Annotated in this window: 16 protein-coding genes, 1 CRISPR repeat array and 1 riboswitch (1 of these 18 only partly in view); of the genes, 10 read left to right on the forward strand and 6 right to left on the reverse strand. The window is 45.9% G+C overall.

Features of this window, described 5'->3' with window-relative positions:
* Positions 1-870: a CRISPR direct-repeat array (repeat unit 32 nt; unit sequence GTCACTTCCTTCGCGGAAGTGTGGATTGAAAT) (it extends 2,793 nt beyond the left edge of the window).
* A gap of 513 nt (positions 871-1,383) precedes the next feature.
* The 3 genes from WMO65_RS19445 to WMO65_RS19455 all read right to left on the reverse strand — a co-directional run bounded on the left by WMO65_RS19445 (position 1,384) and on the right by WMO65_RS19455 (position 4,539).
* A complete protein-coding gene (locus tag WMO65_RS19445; RefSeq protein ID WP_187370687.1) occupies positions 1,384-2,931 on the reverse strand; it encodes a helix-turn-helix domain-containing protein in 1,548 nt (515 codons plus the stop codon).
* A gap of 102 nt (positions 2,932-3,033) precedes the next feature.
* Positions 3,034-3,990 (reverse strand): cupin domain-containing protein, encoded by a 957-nt coding sequence (locus WMO65_RS19450; RefSeq protein WP_033139687.1) that lies wholly within the window; start codon positions 3,988-3,990, stop codon positions 3,034-3,036.
* A 354-nt stretch (positions 3,991-4,344) separates the two neighbouring features.
* Positions 4,345-4,539: a hypothetical protein gene (locus WMO65_RS19455; RefSeq protein ID WP_033139686.1), complete on the reverse strand. Its 195-nt coding sequence runs from the start codon at positions 4,537-4,539 to the stop codon at positions 4,345-4,347.
* Positions 4,540-4,697: 158 nt separating this feature from the next.
* Between WMO65_RS19455 and WMO65_RS19460 the strand changes: the two genes are divergently transcribed.
* From WMO65_RS19460 to WMO65_RS19480, 5 genes are all read left to right on the forward strand, one after another.
* Complete coding sequence (locus tag WMO65_RS19460) at positions 4,698-5,126, forward strand: hypothetical protein (RefSeq protein WP_033139685.1); 429 nt, start codon at positions 4,698-4,700, stop codon at positions 5,124-5,126.
* A 96-nt stretch (positions 5,127-5,222) separates the two neighbouring features.
* Entirely contained in the window at positions 5,223-6,521 is a 1,299-nt protein-coding gene (locus WMO65_RS19465) for a vWA domain-containing protein (protein WP_148393680.1), read from the forward strand.
* A gap of 25 nt (positions 6,522-6,546) precedes the next feature.
* A complete protein-coding gene (locus WMO65_RS19470) occupies positions 6,547-8,061 on the forward strand; it encodes an ATP-binding protein (protein ID WP_148393695.1) in 1,515 nt (504 codons plus the stop codon).
* A 101-nt stretch (positions 8,062-8,162) separates the two neighbouring features.
* A riboswitch (FMN riboswitch) is annotated at positions 8,163-8,300 on the forward strand.
* Between the two features lie 67 nt (positions 8,301-8,367).
* On the forward strand, positions 8,368-9,030 hold the full coding sequence (locus WMO65_RS19475) for an ECF transporter S component (RefSeq protein WP_033139683.1): 663 nt from the start codon (positions 8,368-8,370) through the stop codon (positions 9,028-9,030).
* A 14-nt stretch (positions 9,031-9,044) separates the two neighbouring features.
* Complete coding sequence (locus WMO65_RS19480; protein WP_148393679.1) at positions 9,045-9,530, forward strand: pyridoxamine 5'-phosphate oxidase family protein; 486 nt, start codon at positions 9,045-9,047, stop codon at positions 9,528-9,530.
* A 132-nt stretch (positions 9,531-9,662) separates the two neighbouring features.
* On the opposite strand, the gene WMO65_RS19485 is transcribed toward WMO65_RS19480, so the two are convergent.
* On the reverse strand, positions 9,663-10,877 hold the full coding sequence (locus WMO65_RS19485; RefSeq protein WP_148393678.1) for an enolase C-terminal domain-like protein: 1,215 nt from the start codon (positions 10,875-10,877) through the stop codon (positions 9,663-9,665).
* 241 nt (positions 10,878-11,118) lie between these two features.
* Here WMO65_RS19485 and WMO65_RS19490 point away from each other — a divergent pair, with 241 nt between their 5' ends.
* The 3 genes from WMO65_RS19490 (at position 11,119) to WMO65_RS19500 (ending at position 13,577) form a co-directional block, all read left to right on the forward strand.
* Positions 11,119-12,036, forward strand: a complete 918-nt coding sequence (locus WMO65_RS19490) for a helix-turn-helix domain-containing protein (protein WP_148393677.1) — start codon at positions 11,119-11,121, stop codon at positions 12,034-12,036.
* Between the two features lie 77 nt (positions 12,037-12,113).
* A complete protein-coding gene (locus tag WMO65_RS19495) occupies positions 12,114-12,971 on the forward strand; it encodes a tyrosine-type recombinase/integrase (protein WP_148393676.1) in 858 nt (285 codons plus the stop codon).
* A gap of 345 nt (positions 12,972-13,316) precedes the next feature.
* Positions 13,317-13,577: a hypothetical protein gene (locus tag WMO65_RS19500; RefSeq protein ID WP_033143765.1), complete on the forward strand. Its 261-nt coding sequence runs from the start codon at positions 13,317-13,319 to the stop codon at positions 13,575-13,577.
* Here WMO65_RS19500 and WMO65_RS19505 read toward each other — a convergent pair.
* Positions 13,574-13,894, reverse strand: coding sequence for a winged helix-turn-helix transcriptional regulator (locus WMO65_RS19505; RefSeq protein ID WP_103731961.1), 321 nt, complete (start codon positions 13,892-13,894; stop codon positions 13,574-13,576). The genes WMO65_RS19500 and WMO65_RS19505 overlap by 4 nt on opposite strands.
* Positions 13,895-14,061: 167 nt before the next feature.
* Here WMO65_RS19505 and WMO65_RS19510 point away from each other — a divergent pair, with 167 nt between their 5' ends.
* Together WMO65_RS19510 and WMO65_RS19515 are read left to right on the forward strand one after the other, a co-directional pair.
* Entirely contained in the window at positions 14,062-14,580 is a 519-nt protein-coding gene (locus WMO65_RS19510; RefSeq protein ID WP_148393675.1) for a nitroreductase family protein, read from the forward strand.
* Positions 14,581-14,601: 21 nt separating this feature from the next.
* Positions 14,602-15,279 (forward strand): L-2-amino-thiazoline-4-carboxylic acid hydrolase, encoded by a 678-nt coding sequence (locus tag WMO65_RS19515; protein WP_148393674.1) that lies wholly within the window; start codon positions 14,602-14,604, stop codon positions 15,277-15,279.
* Positions 15,280-15,414: 135 nt separating this feature from the next.
* On the opposite strand, the gene WMO65_RS19520 is transcribed toward WMO65_RS19515, so the two are convergent.
* Positions 15,415-16,374: an NYN domain-containing protein gene (locus tag WMO65_RS19520; protein WP_148393673.1), complete on the reverse strand. Its 960-nt coding sequence runs from the start codon at positions 16,372-16,374 to the stop codon at positions 15,415-15,417.
* Positions 16,375-16,935: the final 561 nt, after the last annotated feature.

Raw genomic sequence — 16,935 nt, forward strand, 5'->3', positions numbered from 1 at the left:
TGGATTGAAATAATGTATACTCCCCGGAAATCAGGGATGAAAGCTGTCACTTCCTTCGCGGAAGTGTGGATTGAAATTAAGTGCAGTTCCCGCTTGTCCTGCCTTTATACCTGTCACTTCCTTCGCGGAAGTGTGGATTGAAATTAAGTGTTGCACAGTCAGTTTTAAACGCTGTAGGGTCACTTCCTTCGCGGAAGTGTGGATTGAAATGCCTGATAATGAGTATGAAAAGATACATACGGCAGTCACTTCCTTCGCGGAAGTGTGGATTGAAATCTTTTAATGAATCTTCTTAAATTTCGTCTTGTAAGTCACTTCCTTCGCGGAAGTGTGGATTGAAATTCATATAGTGGATTGATCGAGCAGTTGGAATACGGTCACTTCCTTCGCGGAAGTGTGGATTGAAATTTCCAGTTCCTTCCATTGACTAATATTTCTTTTGTCACTTCCTTCGCGGAAGTGTGGATTGAAATTCCTACATTCAATTCAAGCTGATGCTTGTTCAAGTCACTTCCTTCGCGGAAGTGTGGATTGAAATATCCCGAGCATAAGAGTTATCTTGACCCCCTCGATGTCACTTCCTTCGCGGAAGTGTGGATTGAAATTGTAAACGGGTACGGGTTGTATTCCCCTCCGGGGGTCACTTCCTTCGCGGAAGTGTGGATTGAAATCTGCTAGCTTTGTTCGACAGTATCTGGAGCAGGTCGTCACTTCCTTCGCGGAAGTGTGGATTGGAATTTGCTCTGTGCCGGAAGTATGATTACTTTCTTGTGTCACTTCCTTCGCGGAAGTGTGGATTGAAATTTTTCTTACATCTTCCCAGTTACATAACCGTTTTGTCACTTCCTTCGCGGAAGTGTCGATTGATATCAGACAAACGTCTTTCCATATAACAGTGAGAGCATATCCCATATTTTCAAAGTATATCTGGATGTAGATATCCCTGTGGAAGTGAGAAAATTCCGATTTCTTGAACAGGTGCCAGAATACAATCTGGCTCCGGGATACTTGGGGATATAAAGACGGTTTTTTCAGGTCTGACACAAATCTGGGTACTGAAAAAAGCGAGGAGGAGGATAGAAGAGAAAAATTGGAGTTTCTAATGGAAACCGTAACCATTTTGTTCAACGGAGGGAAGAAAATTTATGTTTCGGACTATGCAGTGGGAGAAAATGTTGTAAAAGAATTGACAATAGATGCATGCCTCTTTGATATCGGACGGCCGTTTTGGGGACGACCTCGGGACAGAAAACCTGGACATTTGTCTCCAGTTCGGTCTGCCCGGGGAGGGGAAGATAAAGCCGGTCAGCCTGGCTGATAAAGGGGTGTTTACAGAGAACCCGTATGGCTTCTTATGAGAGATGGCAGGTAAGGGGGATGCCATCACATGACCCCTTTCCTGCACTGCACCGGCGTTACGCCTGTATAGACTTTGAACATTTTGGAAAACTGGCGGTAATCGTCATAGCCAACCGCTATGGCGATGGAACTTACGGAATCGTCTGTTGTGAGAAGAAGCTTTTTTGCCTGCTGCATGCGCAGCATGGTCAGATAATGTTTCATACTTGCGCCTGTTTCTTTTTTAAAACACTGGCTCAAATAAGAAGGGCTTACATTAAAGTCTCTGGCAATATCGCTTACAGACAGGGGCTCTGCATAGTGCTCTTCCATATAACGGAGCACCTGGCGGACGACACGGTTGCTGATATTGTGTGTCTTTACCTGCTGTTTTGCCAGAGTATGGATGCAGTCCAGGACACGGGTACAGCTTTCCTCTATGGTGCCTAACTGCGTGGTCAGAACAAGCCAGGGGCTGTCTATAGTCTCCATCAGCAGTTTGACGGACAGTTCACTTTTTAGAGATTTCAGAATGGATTCACTTATCAGGTAATACAGCTTATAGCTCATACTGGGCTTTACGATCTTGAGATACAGACGCCGGATCAACTCCGGAAGCTCCTTGCTGCTGATATCAAAGCTGAGATAATGTTCAATGGCATCAATAGTGTTCTGAATCTCATCTCTGCTAAACCAGCGCTGATGAGATTTGATATAATCATTGGAAATTGCCACTGCTTCCCGGCAGAAAAAGCGGTATGCGCAGGTCCGTTTAAAATCCTGATGTCCGCGGCTGATATCTTCCGGTCCCAGTAAAAGGTCACTGATAAAACAGTGGGAGGAAATCTGTCCGGCAGCTTTGGAAAATTCCAGGGCAAAATGGTCTGCCTGCTGCCTTCTTGTACGGATGCAGGAAGGATGGGAAGCATTTACAAGGATATAGGCAAAGGAAATATCAGAAAATACGATTTCCCCTCCCTGGTTTTCTTCCAGTATCATACTGAAATCCTCCAGGCGCAGAGCGTGCAGAAAATAATGGATGGATTTGTTTACCGGATAGTCAACCAACACGGTTTTGTCAAGCTCCCACATAAAAAGATAAAAATCCGAAGTGTTTATGTGGAGACGGTACTGCCTCTTGTATTTTTCAAATTCTTCCCGGGTGACACCGTACAGCATCGTCTTCATGGCTTCTCTGCGCTGCAGGTTTTCAAAGGCATCCGGAAAGCGGAGCTGCCAGCTCTGTGCCGGATACTGCAGCGGTATGGTGTGTTTCCATCCGGCTGCTTCGCGGAAGAAATCGTGCAGGGAATCATCCTGCTGCGTGGTTTCTGCAAAAAAGCAATTTCCGTTCGGATGCGGTTCAAACAGCAGAAAACGGCGCGCAGAGCAGGATTCATAGAGCACAGCCAGGCAGTCCTGTATGCGGGATGCCGGCCTCTGGACCATCAGGATCACTGCATCCGGGGAGAAAGATATGGCATCTTCCGCAGACGGAAGACGGTCGGTGAACAAAACCTGGTGACCGCACTGGCTTTGTGCCTTCATAAAGCCTGCTTTAAATTCTCTACTGCCGTAAACTAATATTTTCATATGCCTGTTTTTCCATCTCCTTTTTTCCATTTGGTTTTCAGCATAACTAAACGGCCGGAACTCCGGGAAATCTTCCCGGTTCCGGCCTGTTTATGCTGCCTGTTATTTTATGAGACGTCCGCGTACATAACATTTATGTTTGGAAAGAATATTCTCAGCTTCAGCTTCAGCCTTTTTCGGGTCGGCTGCATACAGGGAATACAGTTCCTCGATGGCACGAAGACCGAAGCCTTCACAGTTATAGTCAAAAAGTACGGCGCCGTCGGGTGCTGTGATCTCGCCTGAGAGGTGGGTAGGAATGTGCAGCACGTCACGTTCTTTTGCTGTAAACTTCTCCATGCCGTCAATGCGGACCTCCACAAATCCCTCCTGCACAATAAACAGACTGTAGAAAGGATTCTGGGCACTCCAGCTCAACTGGAAACCGGGCTCCATGCAGAGCTGCCAGATCTCCTTGTGTCCCTTTGTCTCCCAGCGGGCTACCTTCTGCCTCAGCTCGCAGCCCTCGAATCTGTAGATACACAGGCCGCTGTTGTACGGGCGGATCTGGTAAATCTGTTCCTTTGGAACCTCCTCTGTGACAGGGGTATAGGTATAGTAGAGGCTGTCTGTGCTCTGTCCGTCCTTTGCCATGTCGAATTCAGTTTTATTATATTCTTTAAAACGCAGATTGGCAATACAGTCTTCCCCCATCTGGGTTTCCTGGAACAGCTCCCTCCATATGGTTCCCGCATCGATCCAGGTAAATTTATGCGGGGTATAGGCTGAGATATGTACGATATCACCTTTGGTGCACACTGCTTTTTTGCCGCAGATTTCCGTCAGCACAGAGCCGCCGTCCACCAGAAAAGTTTCCACACCGCGGGTATGTTCGTGGTAGCACATTTCATGGTTGGGGTCCACGTAAACAGTGTCCAGCAGTTCATTGTGCTGGTATGGCCCATAAGGTTCAATCAGGTATTTGGAGTAGGTTTTCTTCCCTCCGTAGTATTCATCAAAGTCCATAAGCCAGGTCTTTTCCGGATCAATGTGGATGTCGTGCAGGGTATACTTTGTCATAATGTGTCCTCCTAATTTTTTCTTTTTGTCGGTTACGGTCATGCGGATGATACTGTCCGCTGATAAATTGTGGTTATATTATAACAGAGATTCTTTTCTTTCCGGTGTCTTTATTTTGGTAAAATGTGTGCTTTTTATCGTAAGATGCCTCCATGTGGTAAAAAGGGGCATAAAGCTTATAAACCATGTGTTCTTAGTATATCAGAATGGAAGATGAGAAGATGTTTTTGGTATAAAGTGTGGTTTTTTTCGACGAAGCGGTCTTCAGTCCTTTTTCTCATAGGTGGTCAGCGTTTTCCCGAATATCTGATAGTAAGGCTTTTCCTCCCTGTGTTTCAGGATGAAATATCAGATTCAGTCATCCGGCAGAATACACACGGCAGACAGGCCCGGTCCCTCCACAATATTCCATCGGCAGATGAAAATGCGTTCACAGAGCAGGACAATCAGCATTCCCACAATACACTGCAGAAGAAAGTCGGTTTCGTAGGTAAAAAGGTTATTTATCCCGTTGATACACAGGCCGATAAATCCACTGAGCAGAAACATACGCCAGTCCGTCCGGTCATGTTTCCAAAAGGATTTCAGGAAAAAATAGATTCCGCCGGGAATTCTTTGGGCGTTTGGATTGCCTGACACAGAGGGGGTGTGGTATATTTAAAATAGATGTTTAACAATATTTGGCAATCGTAACGCGGAGGAATACCATGGGAGAGATAAGTGACTTCCGGAAAGATGTGGAAGTGGTAGTACAGGCTCTGGAGAGACAGAAGAGAGATGACCCTTGGGAGGAAGGAGAAAAGCTGTACCGGAAATACAGGGAGACGAAAAAGGATGCCGTGCGTCTGGCCGTGGCTCTTCGCGGCTTCTTTCTGAAAGGCGGCGTTTCAAAGGAGCAGAGAGATGATTTTGGACGCTGTATACAAGATTGGATCGTGCCCGCAGTGCAGGAGCTGATCGAGGAGGATGCGGTGGAAAAAATGGCGTATCTGGAAAGCCTGGGCTGGTTTCGGGAGGAGCAGTTGGAAATCTTCATCCGGACAGCACGAGAGCGTCAAAAGACCACCTCTCTTGTGTGGCTGATGCATTTGAAAGATAAGAAGTACGGATATACGGAAAAGAGCTTTCTTATATAATTATAATGACAATAAAAAACATCCGGCCGTAGATATTCCGGGAACCCCGGAGATATCATTACCGGAAAAATACAAATATGTCATAGGGTAAAGAAAATGAGATCAAACGAAGAAAAAGCAGCTCTGGGAGTGGAGATCCTGAAAAACTGCAGAAATGAGCTTTACAGTTATTTCCCATATCTGGACGGCGCCTTTGCCAGTGTTTCATATGAGGCAGGTAAAGGGGTAAAGGGAATCGGTACGGAGGGAAATGTATTTTATTTTGACCCTGTATTTCTGCTGGCAGGCTACGGGAATAATCCGGAGGTAATCCGCAGGGGATATCTGCACATGATGCTGCACTGTTTGTACCTGCATCTGTTTTCCAACAAGGAGCAGAGGCAGGATATCTGGAATCTGGCCTGTGATATTTCCGTGGAACAAGTGATTGAGAGGGAGGCGCTGCCGGGGCTTCGCCTGTCGGACCATCCGGTCAGAAAGAGATGTTTGGAAAAACTGGGAGGGCGCAGCCTTTCCGCGGAGAGAATCTGCCGGATGCTGGTGCAGGGCGTATTTTCGGACAGTCTGGAGGAGATGCAGACTGCCTTTTGTTTTGATGACCACAGTCTCTGGACGGCGCAGCAGGATGCGGAGAGGACAGCCAGGACAAAAAGCAAGTGGGAGAAGATTCTGGCCTACACAGGACAAAACAGGCATCAGAAGAAACAAAAAACAGGAACCCGGGAAGGTGACGGTGAGGAGGAGACAGTGACCGTCGGGAAAAGCCGTTATGATTACAGGAAATTCCTGAAAAAATTTGCTGTCCCCAGGGAAGAAGTGGAGCTTGATACCGAGAGTTTTGATTATATTATGTATCATTTCGGGATGGAGCATTACGGAGATATGCCGCTTATAGAACCCTTGGAATACAAAGAGGTAAATCGTCTGGAGGAGCTGGTGATCGCAGTGGATACATCGGGGTCATGTTCCAGGGAGACGGTGCAGCAGTTTCTGGCAGAGACCTACAGTATACTCAGTGAGCGGGAGAATTTCTTCAAAAAGATGAAAGTGCACCTTGTTCAGTGTGACTGCAGGATACAGGAAGCGGTGGTCATCCATTCGGAGGAGGAGTGGAAAGCATACAGCAGGGAGATAAAAATTCAGGGACGGGGCGGGACGGATTTTCGGCCTGTATTTCAGTATGTGGCAGAGCAGAAGGAGAAGAGAGAGATCAGGCAGTTAAAAGCACTGGTTTATTTTACAGACGGCGATGGGATTTATCCGAAGTGCAGGCCTGCGTATGAGACAGCATTCGTCTTTTTGGAGGAAGGTGCCGGTATGGACAGAGTGCCGCCATGGGCCATGAAGCTGGTGGTATCTCATGAAAAGAAGAGAGTCGGGGATTCCCGGATATGAATTTATACCCTACAAGGAGGAAGAAATGAACATCAAAGAGGCAAAGACGGAGATCAGCAGTACACTGAAGGCCTATCATGAGAAGGACGAACAGGGCAATTATGTATTTCCTATGGTCAGGCAGAGGCCCATACTGCTCATGGGGCCGCCGGGCATCGGCAAGACCGCTGTCATGGAGCAGGTGGCAGAGGAGTGCGGTGTGGGTCTGGTCTCTTATACCATTACACATCATACGAGGCAGAGTGCTGTGGGGCTGCCGAGTATCAAAAACAGAATATACCAGGGCCGGTCTGTGAGTGTAACAGAGTATACCCTCAGTGAGATCATAGCTTCTGTCTATGAGTGCATGGAGCGCACGGGAAAAAAAGAGGGGATTCTGTTTATTGATGAAATCAACTGCGTATCCGAAACCCTGGCACCCACCATGCTGCAGTTCCTGCAGAACAAGACATTTGGAAGTCATAAAGTGCCGGAAGGCTGGCTGATCGCGGCAGCGGGAAATCCTCCGGAATACAATAAATCGGTCCGAGAATTTGACATTGTCACGCTTGACCGGGTCAGGAAAATTGATATTGAAGTGGACTGTGATGTCTGGATGGAATACGCCTGGTCACAGCAGATACACGGGGCTGTGCTTTCCTATCTGAATATCAGGAAAGAAAATTTTTATCTTGTGGAAAATACGGTGGACGGTAAATTTTTTGTGACTGCAAGAGGATGGGAGGATCTATCTGAAATATTGAAAAGCTATGAGAGATTTCAGATACCTGTCACGGAGAAACTGGTGATCCAGTATCTGCAGAAAGAGGAAATCGCCAGGGACTTTGCCGTGTATTACCGGTTGTACCAAAAATACGGGACTGATTATGCCATTCCGGAAATAGCGGCAGGTACTTTGTCAAAGGAGGACTATGATAAGCGGAGGGATATGGCCCGCCAGGCTGCTTTTGAGGAGAGATTTACAGTGGCCGGCCTTCTGCTTGCCTATTTGGATCAGTCCTTTGCTACATATATCAGGGCAGACGGGAATGTCTGTGCTCTCTACGAGGCGCTGGATGATTTTAAGAAGATTTTGCATGACAGTGCAGATATGCAGGTGCTTCAGACTTTTGCGGAGAACAGAAGAAGAGAACTGGAACAGCGGATACTGGAGGAGAAGATTACCGGAAAAGAGGCAGCAGTACAGGCGTGGGCAGTGGGACGGCTGGAGTCCTTTGCTGTATATCTGAAGGAGAGACATATTGCGGATAAAGAAGAGGGTATGGCCTGTGTACGGGAGCTTTTCGGGCAGGAAGTGAAAAAGAGGCAGAAAATCGTAAAACAGGCGGGAGAAAATCTGGAACATGCATTTCAGTTTCTGGCGGATGCTTTTGGTGAGGAGCAGGAGATGGTGCTCTTTGTAACCGGACTATCCAAAAGCGAAAGAGCCATGGAATTTATAAACAGCAATGGAAGTGATGCGTATTTTCAATATAGTGAAGCTCTGCTTTATCGGAAAAAGGAGGAGGAGTTAAGAAAAATCTGTCTGGAAGAGATATAAACATTTTATTTCCTGTTTTTGTTTACATATGGAAGACTATGGTATATAATCAGATACAACAGATGATGTTTACTGCATTTCTGATTTCAAAAAATGAATATTGAAGTCTTTGTGGCAGGGTGTAAGTCCCTACCGATGGTATAGTCCATGACCCGCTTTTGGCGGCTGAGCTGGTGACTCCTTAATAGAAGAGGGGAATTCCAGCACCGACGGTATAGTCCGGATGAGAAAAGACATTTTCTGTGAAACTACGCCCGGAGCATATTTTTTGTTCCGGGCTCATTTTTTTGAAGGAGGATACAAACTATGAACCAGACAAACGAAACAACCAATGCAGCTTTTGACAAGGGTATGAGGGCCGGGACCGGCGCTAAAATGCGGGTGAAAAAGATTGCTTTCATCGGCCTTATGGGGGCAGTGAGCGCTGTTCTTATGCTTCTCAGGTTTCCGCTTCCCTTTATGCCGCCATTTATGTCCTTTGATCTGTCGGGGCTGATGGAGATGCTGGGGGGATTTATGTTCGGCCCCGGGGCAGCACTTATGATCATTGTGGTCAAAATACTGCTGCAGCTTGTCATGCAGGGCAGCTTTTCTCTGGGAACCGGTGAGTTACAGAATTTTATTTTAAGCTGCTGCTATGTCATGCCTGCGCTGCTGATCTATCACAGACATAAGACGAAGAAGACCGCATTGGCTGGTATGGGCGTCAGCACAGTGCTGGTTGGAGTTGTGGCGATCTTTACGAACCTGTATCTGATCATTCCGTTTTATGTGCGGTTGTTTGGCATGACCATGGATGAGATCATTTCCATGTGCAGTGCAGTAAACCCGGCCATGAAAAATGCTTTTTCCATGGCAGTCTTAGGAATCCTGCCGTTCAATTTGATAAAGTACGGAGTGACGTCAGTCCTGACATTTCTGTTATATAAAAGGTTAAGCAGAGTGATCAAAAGTGTTGTAGAAAAATAAAGGGGGATAAAAAAATGAAATTTACACTGGACAAATCCATCAGTTATGAGGATGCCGTAGGGCGCATGTTTGAAATGCTTGGGAACAGCAAGATCATGGCACTGGCTTCAAGTCTTAACGACTATGTCATGGTAAGGAATGTAAGCTGCCTTTTTTACGATGACAAGATTTATTTTAAAACGGACAAAAATTTCAGAAAGACAAAACAGCTTCTGGAAAACCCCAGGGTAGCCATGTGCTGGAGCGGCGTTCAGGTAGAGGGAACCGCGCGAAATAAAGGCCTGGTGGTGGAGGAACCGGGAAGAAGATTTGAGGAGGGATACAAAAAATATCTGTGGGAGAGCTATAACAAATACAGTCATGAAGATACAGAAATCCTCATAGAAGTGTCGCCGGGATATGTGGAGATCTGGGATACCAGTGAGGATGGATACGCGTACCAGCTTTTTATTGATTTTGATAAAAAGTCTGTGGAGGTAAAACCGTATGATAAGAAGTAGGCAACGATTCAGCTAAAGGAATCGTTACAGAAATAGTTCTATGGGTATCACAAAGTGCTGCGCTTTGTGATACCCATAAGTAGTTTTATCTAAAATAGACCTGGAGGCGTAACCGGAAAAACTTACAGCAGACTATGGGCGGACAGCAGTGCCGTCCGGCAGGCGTGAGAAAAGCCAGCCGAAATCCATATCCGTATATGGGTATTTTGCGGCTTCCTTTTCATCAAAATCAATTCCGATTCCCGGGCGGTCACTGATATAGGCATATCCGTTTCTGACTTCCGGGCATCCCGGAAAAATCGCCTTTTCCGCTTCGCAGAATCCGCTGAACTCCTGAATGCCAAAGTTGGTACAGGACAGATCCAGATGCATCTGCGCAGCCATTCCCACAGGCGACAGGTCATTGGGGCCGTGAAAGGCGGTGCGCACACCAAAGGCTTCGCAGAAATGCGCCAGCTTTCTGGCAGGGGTAAGCCCTCCGATATCGCTTACATGAACGCGCATAAAATCAATCCACTGATTCTGTACGATAGTTTTCCACTCAGCGGGGCTGGTGAAAAGTTCTCCCATTGCCAGTGGTACAGAGGTCTGTTCCCTGATTATTTTAAAGTAACCGGCCTGTTCCGGCGGAAGGGCATCTTCAAGGAAGAACAGTTTATAAGGCTCCAATTCTTTGGCAAAGTTCAGGGTATCTGCCGGGGAAAGCCGTTCGTGCACATCATGCATGATTTCCAGGTCCCATCCGAAATCCCTTCGGATCTGCTCAAACATCTTTACCACACTCTGCATATAGGTTTTCGGATGATAGTAAGCGCCTGCAGGTGCGTTTTCTGGATGGATCATGGTCTGCATACTGCCCCCTGCGTTTCCGCCGTACAGGCCCAGGTGGCAGCGGATGTAGCGGTAGCCCTGTTCCATGTATTCGTTTATTTTATCCTCAACCTGATCCATGGTGGTTCCGTCCGCGTGGCGGTATACCGCGATTCCCTCCCGGCATTTGCCTCCGAACAGGCTGTAGAGGGGCATGCCCGCCAGCTTGCCCTTTATGTCCCAGAGTGCTTCATCCACGCCGGACAGCGCATTGTTGAGCACCGGGCCGCCGCGCCAGTAGGAGCTGCCCATCATGGACTGCCAGATATCTTCAATATTGTGGACAGACTTTCCCACCAGCATGGGTTTTAAATATTCCTCTACGGCAGTGACAACTGCTTTGCATCGCCAGGTAAAAGTGGCGCAGCCGATACCGTATAATTCAGGCTCTGAAGTTTCCACCTTCACGACTACGAGATTGACCTTTTGCGGTGCGGTGATAAAGGTTCTGATATTTCGGATTGTGATGTCTTTCATAATTACCTCCATATTTTTGCTTACTCTGCCGGATGAAAAAAGGATTCTATGGCAGTTTCTAAAATCCGGCAGATGTGCTTTGTTATTTATTGCTGAAAGCATAACATTTTTCTGCAGGAGATTGTTGATATTATTTGGTATAAAATCACTATTTTTTAGTCAGGTGTTTTCAAGATTTAGAATAAAGGGTATAATGTATTATCGGTAAAGTGAAAAACGAAAGCAAAATAGAGGTGAAAAGATGCAGATTCGGGTAAATGATTATGAGGAGCATGAACATTTCCGGGCTATCTGTGAGGACTGTTATAATGTCTCAAGAACCTGCGGCTATGACAGGCTCAGAATGTCCCATATACATAATACATGTGAAATCCTTTTGGTGGAGACAGGAGAAGCGGATTATTATATTTCAGGGAAAAAATATCATGTGGAGCCTTATGATATTTTGGTCATAGGCGCCATGGAATACCACAGGAGCGTGATTACGAATCCTCCTTATCAGAGATATGGGCTGACAGTAAAACCAGCTTATCTAAAAGGTATGATTCCGGATAAAGATATGCAGAAAATATTTTCCACACCGTCACCGGAATCATTCGTTCGGAATTATAAACGTGTCGATCCAAAGACATTTGAAAAACTTGTGTGCCTGCTCCAGGATCTGGCGGAGGAAGAACGGGGGACAAAGGAGTTCCGCACACAGATGCAGAGGGGAATCCTGACCCAGACAGCCGTTCTTCTATTCAGAACCTTCCGGATGGAGAGGAACCCGGAAGCATCGACAGCCGCGGATAAGGCTATGCGGGAAATAAAAGAGTATATTGATACTCATTTTCAGGAGCGGCTCACGCTTAAGACACTGAGCAGCCGCTTTTATCTTCATCCGACTACGATCAGCAAAGAATTCAGACGCTGCTGCGGGCATAACCTGAATAAATACATCAACACGGTCCGCATCTGCCGGGCAGCCTCCCTGCTGGAAACAGGTACAGACAGCGTGGCGGAGATTGCTGTAAAATGCGGGTATGAAAGCGAAAATACGTTCCTGAGACAGTTCCGGTCTATTATGGAGATGTCGCCTCTTCAGTACAGGAAATCAGTGAGTGTGTGGATGGGGAAAATGAGAGAGGAAAGAGAGAAGTCTGGTAAATTATGGTAATTCCTCCGCAGCGATTGCGTTATTCTCCTCAAAAGCTATAATAGTGGAAGAAAACCATACCCACAGGAGGCCTGCCAATGCAGAAAGAAATCACCTTTACCATGAAGACAGAATTGATCGAAGAATTTTCTTATCACTTATACAGCCAGGAAAAGACAGCGGCAACCATCAGAAAATATTCCACGGATTTAAAGACGTTTTTGGGATACCTGGGAACGGACAGACAGGTCCATAGAATCCGTCTTCTGGAATATAAAGAGTGGCTGAGACAGCAGTACGCAGTAAGCAGCGCCAATTCTATGCTGGCAGCAGTCAACTCCTTTTTGGATTACCTGTGTTTTCCTGAGCTGAAAGTAAAAAGTTATAAAGTGCAGAAGCGCATGTTTCTGGATTCAGAAAAAGAAATGACAAAGACGGAATACCGGAAACTGGTAGAGACAGCAAGAAAGAAGGAGAAGAGCCAGCTTGCCTTGATACTGGAGGCCATCTGTGCCACAGGGGTCAGGGTCAGCGAGCTGAAATATCTGACAGTGAAAAATCTTCAGGACGGCCGTCTGGAAGTCTGTAACAAGGGAAAGACAAGGATTGTCCTGATTCCGGAGAGCCTGCGGAAGAAACTTTTGTGCTACGCCGGAAAACAGGGTATCAAGTCAGGTCCTGTCTTCATTACCAGAAGCGGAAAGCCAAAGGACAGGAGCAACATATGGACAGAGATGAAAGTATTAGCGGAACAGGCAGGAATCAAGCCAAAGAAAGTATTCCCACACAATCTGCGCCATCTCTTTGCGCGCTCTTTTTATAAGGCCACAAATAACCTTGCCGCATTAGCGGATGTTCTGGGACACAGCAGTCTTGAAGTGACGAGGATTTATACCGCGGATACACTGAAGAAATTTCAGGGAATGATAGAACAGTTGGATTTGATCGTTCCATAAGGGAAAAGCATTAACACAACATAATAAGAATTATGTAGTTGAGATAAATGTTAATGCATCTGGTTTATAGAAATTTTAATACATATGGTAAAAAATGTCAACAAAATATACTCGGTTTGTCTTTTTTAGACAGCGGAGTATAGAAATTATCTGTAATTACCAAGTCTTAAACATATCAAAAAGAAGCCTGCAGGCAGATAAAAGCAGGCTTAAAAGAAAAGACGGCATATTCTGCTGCACCTCTCATAAGATTCCTTTAGAAGATAATCTTTTTTTACCACATAATTCTTATTATGTAGTAAGTAAGCAGCCGCAGGAAGGACAGAAAACCGGAGGGAGCAGGGTATGATTGAAACAGGTCGGAGTAAATTCCTCAAAAAGAGTAAAGAAACCAAAAGCAGAATGCCGAACCATGTAGAAGAGATGGGGCTTGGCAGAAAGCTGACAGATAAACTGAAAAACCACAGGATTGAGTATGTTACGGACATCCTGTCATGTACGGAAAATGAACTGCGGGAAACTGCAGTGCTGAATGACAGAGAAATGTCTCTGCTGCGGGAAAAGATGAGAGAATTCCAGCTTGATTTTTGGGATGAGTTGTTTTAGGAGGGGCAGATTCTGCGCCCCCAGTCGCACATAGACTCCAACACAGGAAGAAGCGTTTTGCCGAATTCCGTCAGTGCGTACTCTGTTTTTGGAGGCACAACCGGGTAAACCGTACGGCTGATCAGGCCGTCGCTTTCCAGTTCCCTGAGCTGCTGTGTCAGCATCTTGGTTGTAGCTTTTGGGATAAGCCGGTGCAGTTCGCTGAACCTGAGCACCTGATCCCTCAGATGCCAGAGGATGACTGCCTTATATTTTCCGCCAATCAGATGAATGGTTGCCTCCACAGGGCAGGTGTAAGTGTCGCTGCATACTTTCATTTTGATGTTCCTTTCTTTTTCGTATTTTCCACAGCAGAGATCATGCGTGGGGGGATGGTTATTTTTGGGTACTATATACCAAAAAAGTGCGTTCTTGCTAAAAATAAAATCAGTGGTAAGATTATAGCATAGACAATAAAAAATCGAAAGAGAAAGGAAGAAATTATATGGAATTTTCAGAACTGGCAAAAAAGAGATACTCTGTACGCTCCTATAATGGAAAGAAGGTGGAGCAGGAAAAATTAGAAAAGATATTGGAGGCTGCCCATGCGGCACCCACAGCAGCCAATCTGCAGCCTGTCCGGCTGCTGGTGATACAGGAGGAAGAAGGTCTTGAAAAATTGTCAAAGGCTGCAAATGTTTACCATGCACCGCTTGTCATTGTGGTCTGTGCAGATCACGACAAAGCATGGGTTCGTCCTTTTGATCATAAACAGACCTGTGATATTGACGCTTCCATCCTGACAGACCACATGATGCTGCAGGCAGCGGATTTAGGGCTTGGAAGTGTCTGGATCTGTTATTTTAAGCCGGATGTCCTGCGAAAAGAATTTGGTATCCCTGAGAATCTGGAACCTGTTAATATACTTGCAGTGGGTTATAGTGACGAGACGCCCCAGCCCTCTGACAGGCATGGAAAAACACGTATACCGATTAAAGATCTGGCCTCATTGGAACATTTTTAAGAACAGGGGAGGATTTATCATATGACGGAAGGCTGTGTTTTTAATGAGAAAGTACATGCGTTTTTGATCGGTTCGTTTTATAGGGAGATGAAAGCGGCCAAAGGCCCGGCAGGGGTGGAATGTTTTATAAAAGCTGTCCAGAAAACAGCGGAACAGCGGGGACACCGTATGGCTCTCAGGGCTATGCGGGATGAAATGCCTCTGGATTATAATACATACATGGCATATGGGGAGATATATGCCACCATTCCGGGCAAAACGGAGATGGCCGGGGAGTATCCTGACGCGGAGACACGGGTTTACAGCTGCGCATGGCATGATACCTTTTGGGAGATGGATCTTGCGGAATGCGGCCTTGTATACTGTAAAGAGATAGACAGGGGGATTGTCAGAGGCTTTAATCCTGAGCTGTTGTTTGAACAGAAAAGTGTGCTCCACAATGCACCGTGCTGCCGCCTTGTGTTTAAAAATGCCGCTCTTGACAACAGCGTGCCGGTCTCCCGAGATGCAAAGAAGGACTGGGACTACCACTGTGGTCATTATTACAAAACATTTGGGGAATATGTGCGTACAGTTTTTACAGATGGGGAAGAGATCATAAAAAATGTGGATGAAAAATTTGCGGAGAGATATGGAGAGAACTATCTGGATGTTCTGCATGGATATCTGGAAACAGATTTTAACCTCATCGAGCGGTAACGCTTAAAACATCTGTCCGAACTACAGAACAAGAACAGCAGTGATTTTATATGAACATAGGGCTGCAAAAAAATACGGGTATGTGGAGCACTACACTCCATATACCCGTATAAATATTTATAAAAAGAATGGCACTCAAGCATCATAGACCGCCCAGTTCTGTTCTCCATCCTCCCGGATATGGATTTCCGGAAAACTCTGTATATACTGTTTGAACTGGGAGAAACCGTAATCCCGCACTTTGAAATCTCCGAATCGGTTGCGGATCTTATTGCTGAGGGTACCCAGAGGGACACCCTGGGGGCCCGCATTTTTAACAAGCTGGACCGCGTATTCCTCCAGCATCTCTTTTTTGCTCTTGTCTTCATAGAGGGTGACTGATACCTGAGTTCCTTCCTGCTGCAGCTTTAATTTGGGAAAGGATTCCAGGAATTTGGAAAGAAGGCTGTATCCGTAGCGTCTCACATCAAAATCGGGATATAATTTCACCAGGCGGCTGCCTACCTCACCAAGACCTGTTATCTTGTCGTTGTTCTGATTCTCTGTTATGATCTTGACAACAGCTTCCTCAATCTGTGTTTTGGAGACTACATCCGCACTGATCTGTTTTGCACCTTTTTCCATTGCGTGGATTGTGGGTTTTTCCTCTTTTTCTATGGCGTTATCCTCAAGGAGAAGTTCCAGTACCGTAAAAATATCACAGGCTTTTCTAAAAGAGGATGGTGTCTTGTCTTCACCCATACCGATGACATTTTTACCGCTTTCCCTCAGGCGGCTTGCCAGTTTTGTAAAATCGCTGTCGCTGGAAACCAGGCAGAAGCCCTCCAATTCGCTGGTGTACAGCATGTCCATGGCATCAATGATCATGGCGGAGTCTGTGGCATTTTTTCCGTGGGTATAGCTGAACTGCTGAATCGGTGTGATGGAATTTTCCAGCAGGACTTCCTTCCAGCTTGAATTATAAGTGCTTGTCCAGTCACCGTAGATTCTCTTGTATGTTACATTTCCGTATTTGGAGAGTTCATCCAGAATTGGCTTGATGTATTTGGCTGAGACGTTATCTGCGTCAATCAGCAGTGCGTATTTATCTTCCATATTTCCCTAACCTCTTATTCCGATGTTTTTTCACACATCATATTAAAAAGTATACCATACAAAATCGGATTTTGGTACAGGAAAAAAGCGCGTAAAATGACAGAATGCAACGATACATTATGGTTCATGCGCTGCTGTCCCACGTAATATTTTCAGACCGAAAGCAAGAAAATCTCCGGGCAGCCAGCGTGATACGGAAAAAATGCTCCCTGTCTGCGCATCGAGAAAGCGTGTTGCTGGGCAGGGAGAAGCCCGGGTGTTTTTATTTGTGAAATTTTACGGGATTGACAGTGCGGAGGGAGGAAGGTATAATCGGTTTATCTGGAGAGCATTTCATTTAATCTGCGGCAGGTCTGCCGAAAAATCCAGAAAGTATAAAATTGTATATTGTCGGATGAAAGAGAAAAACAGCAGAAACTGCAGTATAATGCAAAGTAAAAGTTGATATAAACTGTGTTTTGGTTTATATTGTTGGTATGGGATGCAGATATCCTGTGGTCTGGTGGTCTGCCTTTTACTTTTTGTCCGGGGAGGAGGTCTATGAAAGGAATTGTACTGACA

The sequence above is a fragment of the Blautia caccae genome, assembly GCF_040095955.1.
Classification (GTDB): domain Bacteria; phylum Bacillota; class Clostridia; order Lachnospirales; family Lachnospiraceae; genus Blautia; species Blautia celeris.

What these genes read in the sequence shown, in the direction of transcription:
- WMO65_RS19445 (WP_187370687.1), bottom strand. Translation starts at nt 2,931, where the DNA reads ATGAAAATATTAGTTTACGGCAGTAGAGAATTTAAAGCAGGCTTTATG.
- WMO65_RS19450 (WP_033139687.1), bottom strand. Translation starts at nt 3,990, where the DNA reads ATGACAAAGTATACCCTGCACGACATCCACATTGATCCGGAAAAGACC.
- WMO65_RS19455 (WP_033139686.1), bottom strand. Translation starts at nt 4,539, where the DNA reads ATGTTTCTGCTCAGTGGATTTATCGGCCTGTGTATCAACGGGATAAAT.
- WMO65_RS19460 (WP_033139685.1), top strand. Translation starts at nt 4,698, where the DNA reads ATGGGAGAGATAAGTGACTTCCGGAAAGATGTGGAAGTGGTAGTACAG.
- WMO65_RS19465 (WP_148393680.1), top strand. Translation starts at nt 5,223, where the DNA reads ATGAGATCAAACGAAGAAAAAGCAGCTCTGGGAGTGGAGATCCTGAAA.
- WMO65_RS19470 (WP_148393695.1), top strand. Translation starts at nt 6,547, where the DNA reads ATGAACATCAAAGAGGCAAAGACGGAGATCAGCAGTACACTGAAGGCC.
- WMO65_RS19475 (WP_033139683.1), top strand. Translation starts at nt 8,368, where the DNA reads ATGAACCAGACAAACGAAACAACCAATGCAGCTTTTGACAAGGGTATG.
- WMO65_RS19480 (WP_148393679.1), top strand. Translation starts at nt 9,045, where the DNA reads ATGAAATTTACACTGGACAAATCCATCAGTTATGAGGATGCCGTAGGG.
- WMO65_RS19485 (WP_148393678.1), bottom strand. Translation starts at nt 10,877, where the DNA reads ATGAAAGACATCACAATCCGAAATATCAGAACCTTTATCACCGCACCG.
- WMO65_RS19490 (WP_148393677.1), top strand. Translation starts at nt 11,119, where the DNA reads ATGCAGATTCGGGTAAATGATTATGAGGAGCATGAACATTTCCGGGCT.
- WMO65_RS19495 (WP_148393676.1), top strand. Translation starts at nt 12,114, where the DNA reads ATGCAGAAAGAAATCACCTTTACCATGAAGACAGAATTGATCGAAGAA.
- WMO65_RS19500 (WP_033143765.1), top strand. Translation starts at nt 13,317, where the DNA reads ATGATTGAAACAGGTCGGAGTAAATTCCTCAAAAAGAGTAAAGAAACC.
- WMO65_RS19505 (WP_103731961.1), bottom strand. Translation starts at nt 13,894, where the DNA reads ATGAAAGTATGCAGCGACACTTACACCTGCCCTGTGGAGGCAACCATT.
- WMO65_RS19510 (WP_148393675.1), top strand. Translation starts at nt 14,062, where the DNA reads ATGGAATTTTCAGAACTGGCAAAAAAGAGATACTCTGTACGCTCCTAT.
- WMO65_RS19515 (WP_148393674.1), top strand. Translation starts at nt 14,602, where the DNA reads ATGACGGAAGGCTGTGTTTTTAATGAGAAAGTACATGCGTTTTTGATC.
- WMO65_RS19520 (WP_148393673.1), bottom strand. Translation starts at nt 16,374, where the DNA reads ATGGAAGATAAATACGCACTGCTGATTGACGCAGATAACGTCTCAGCC.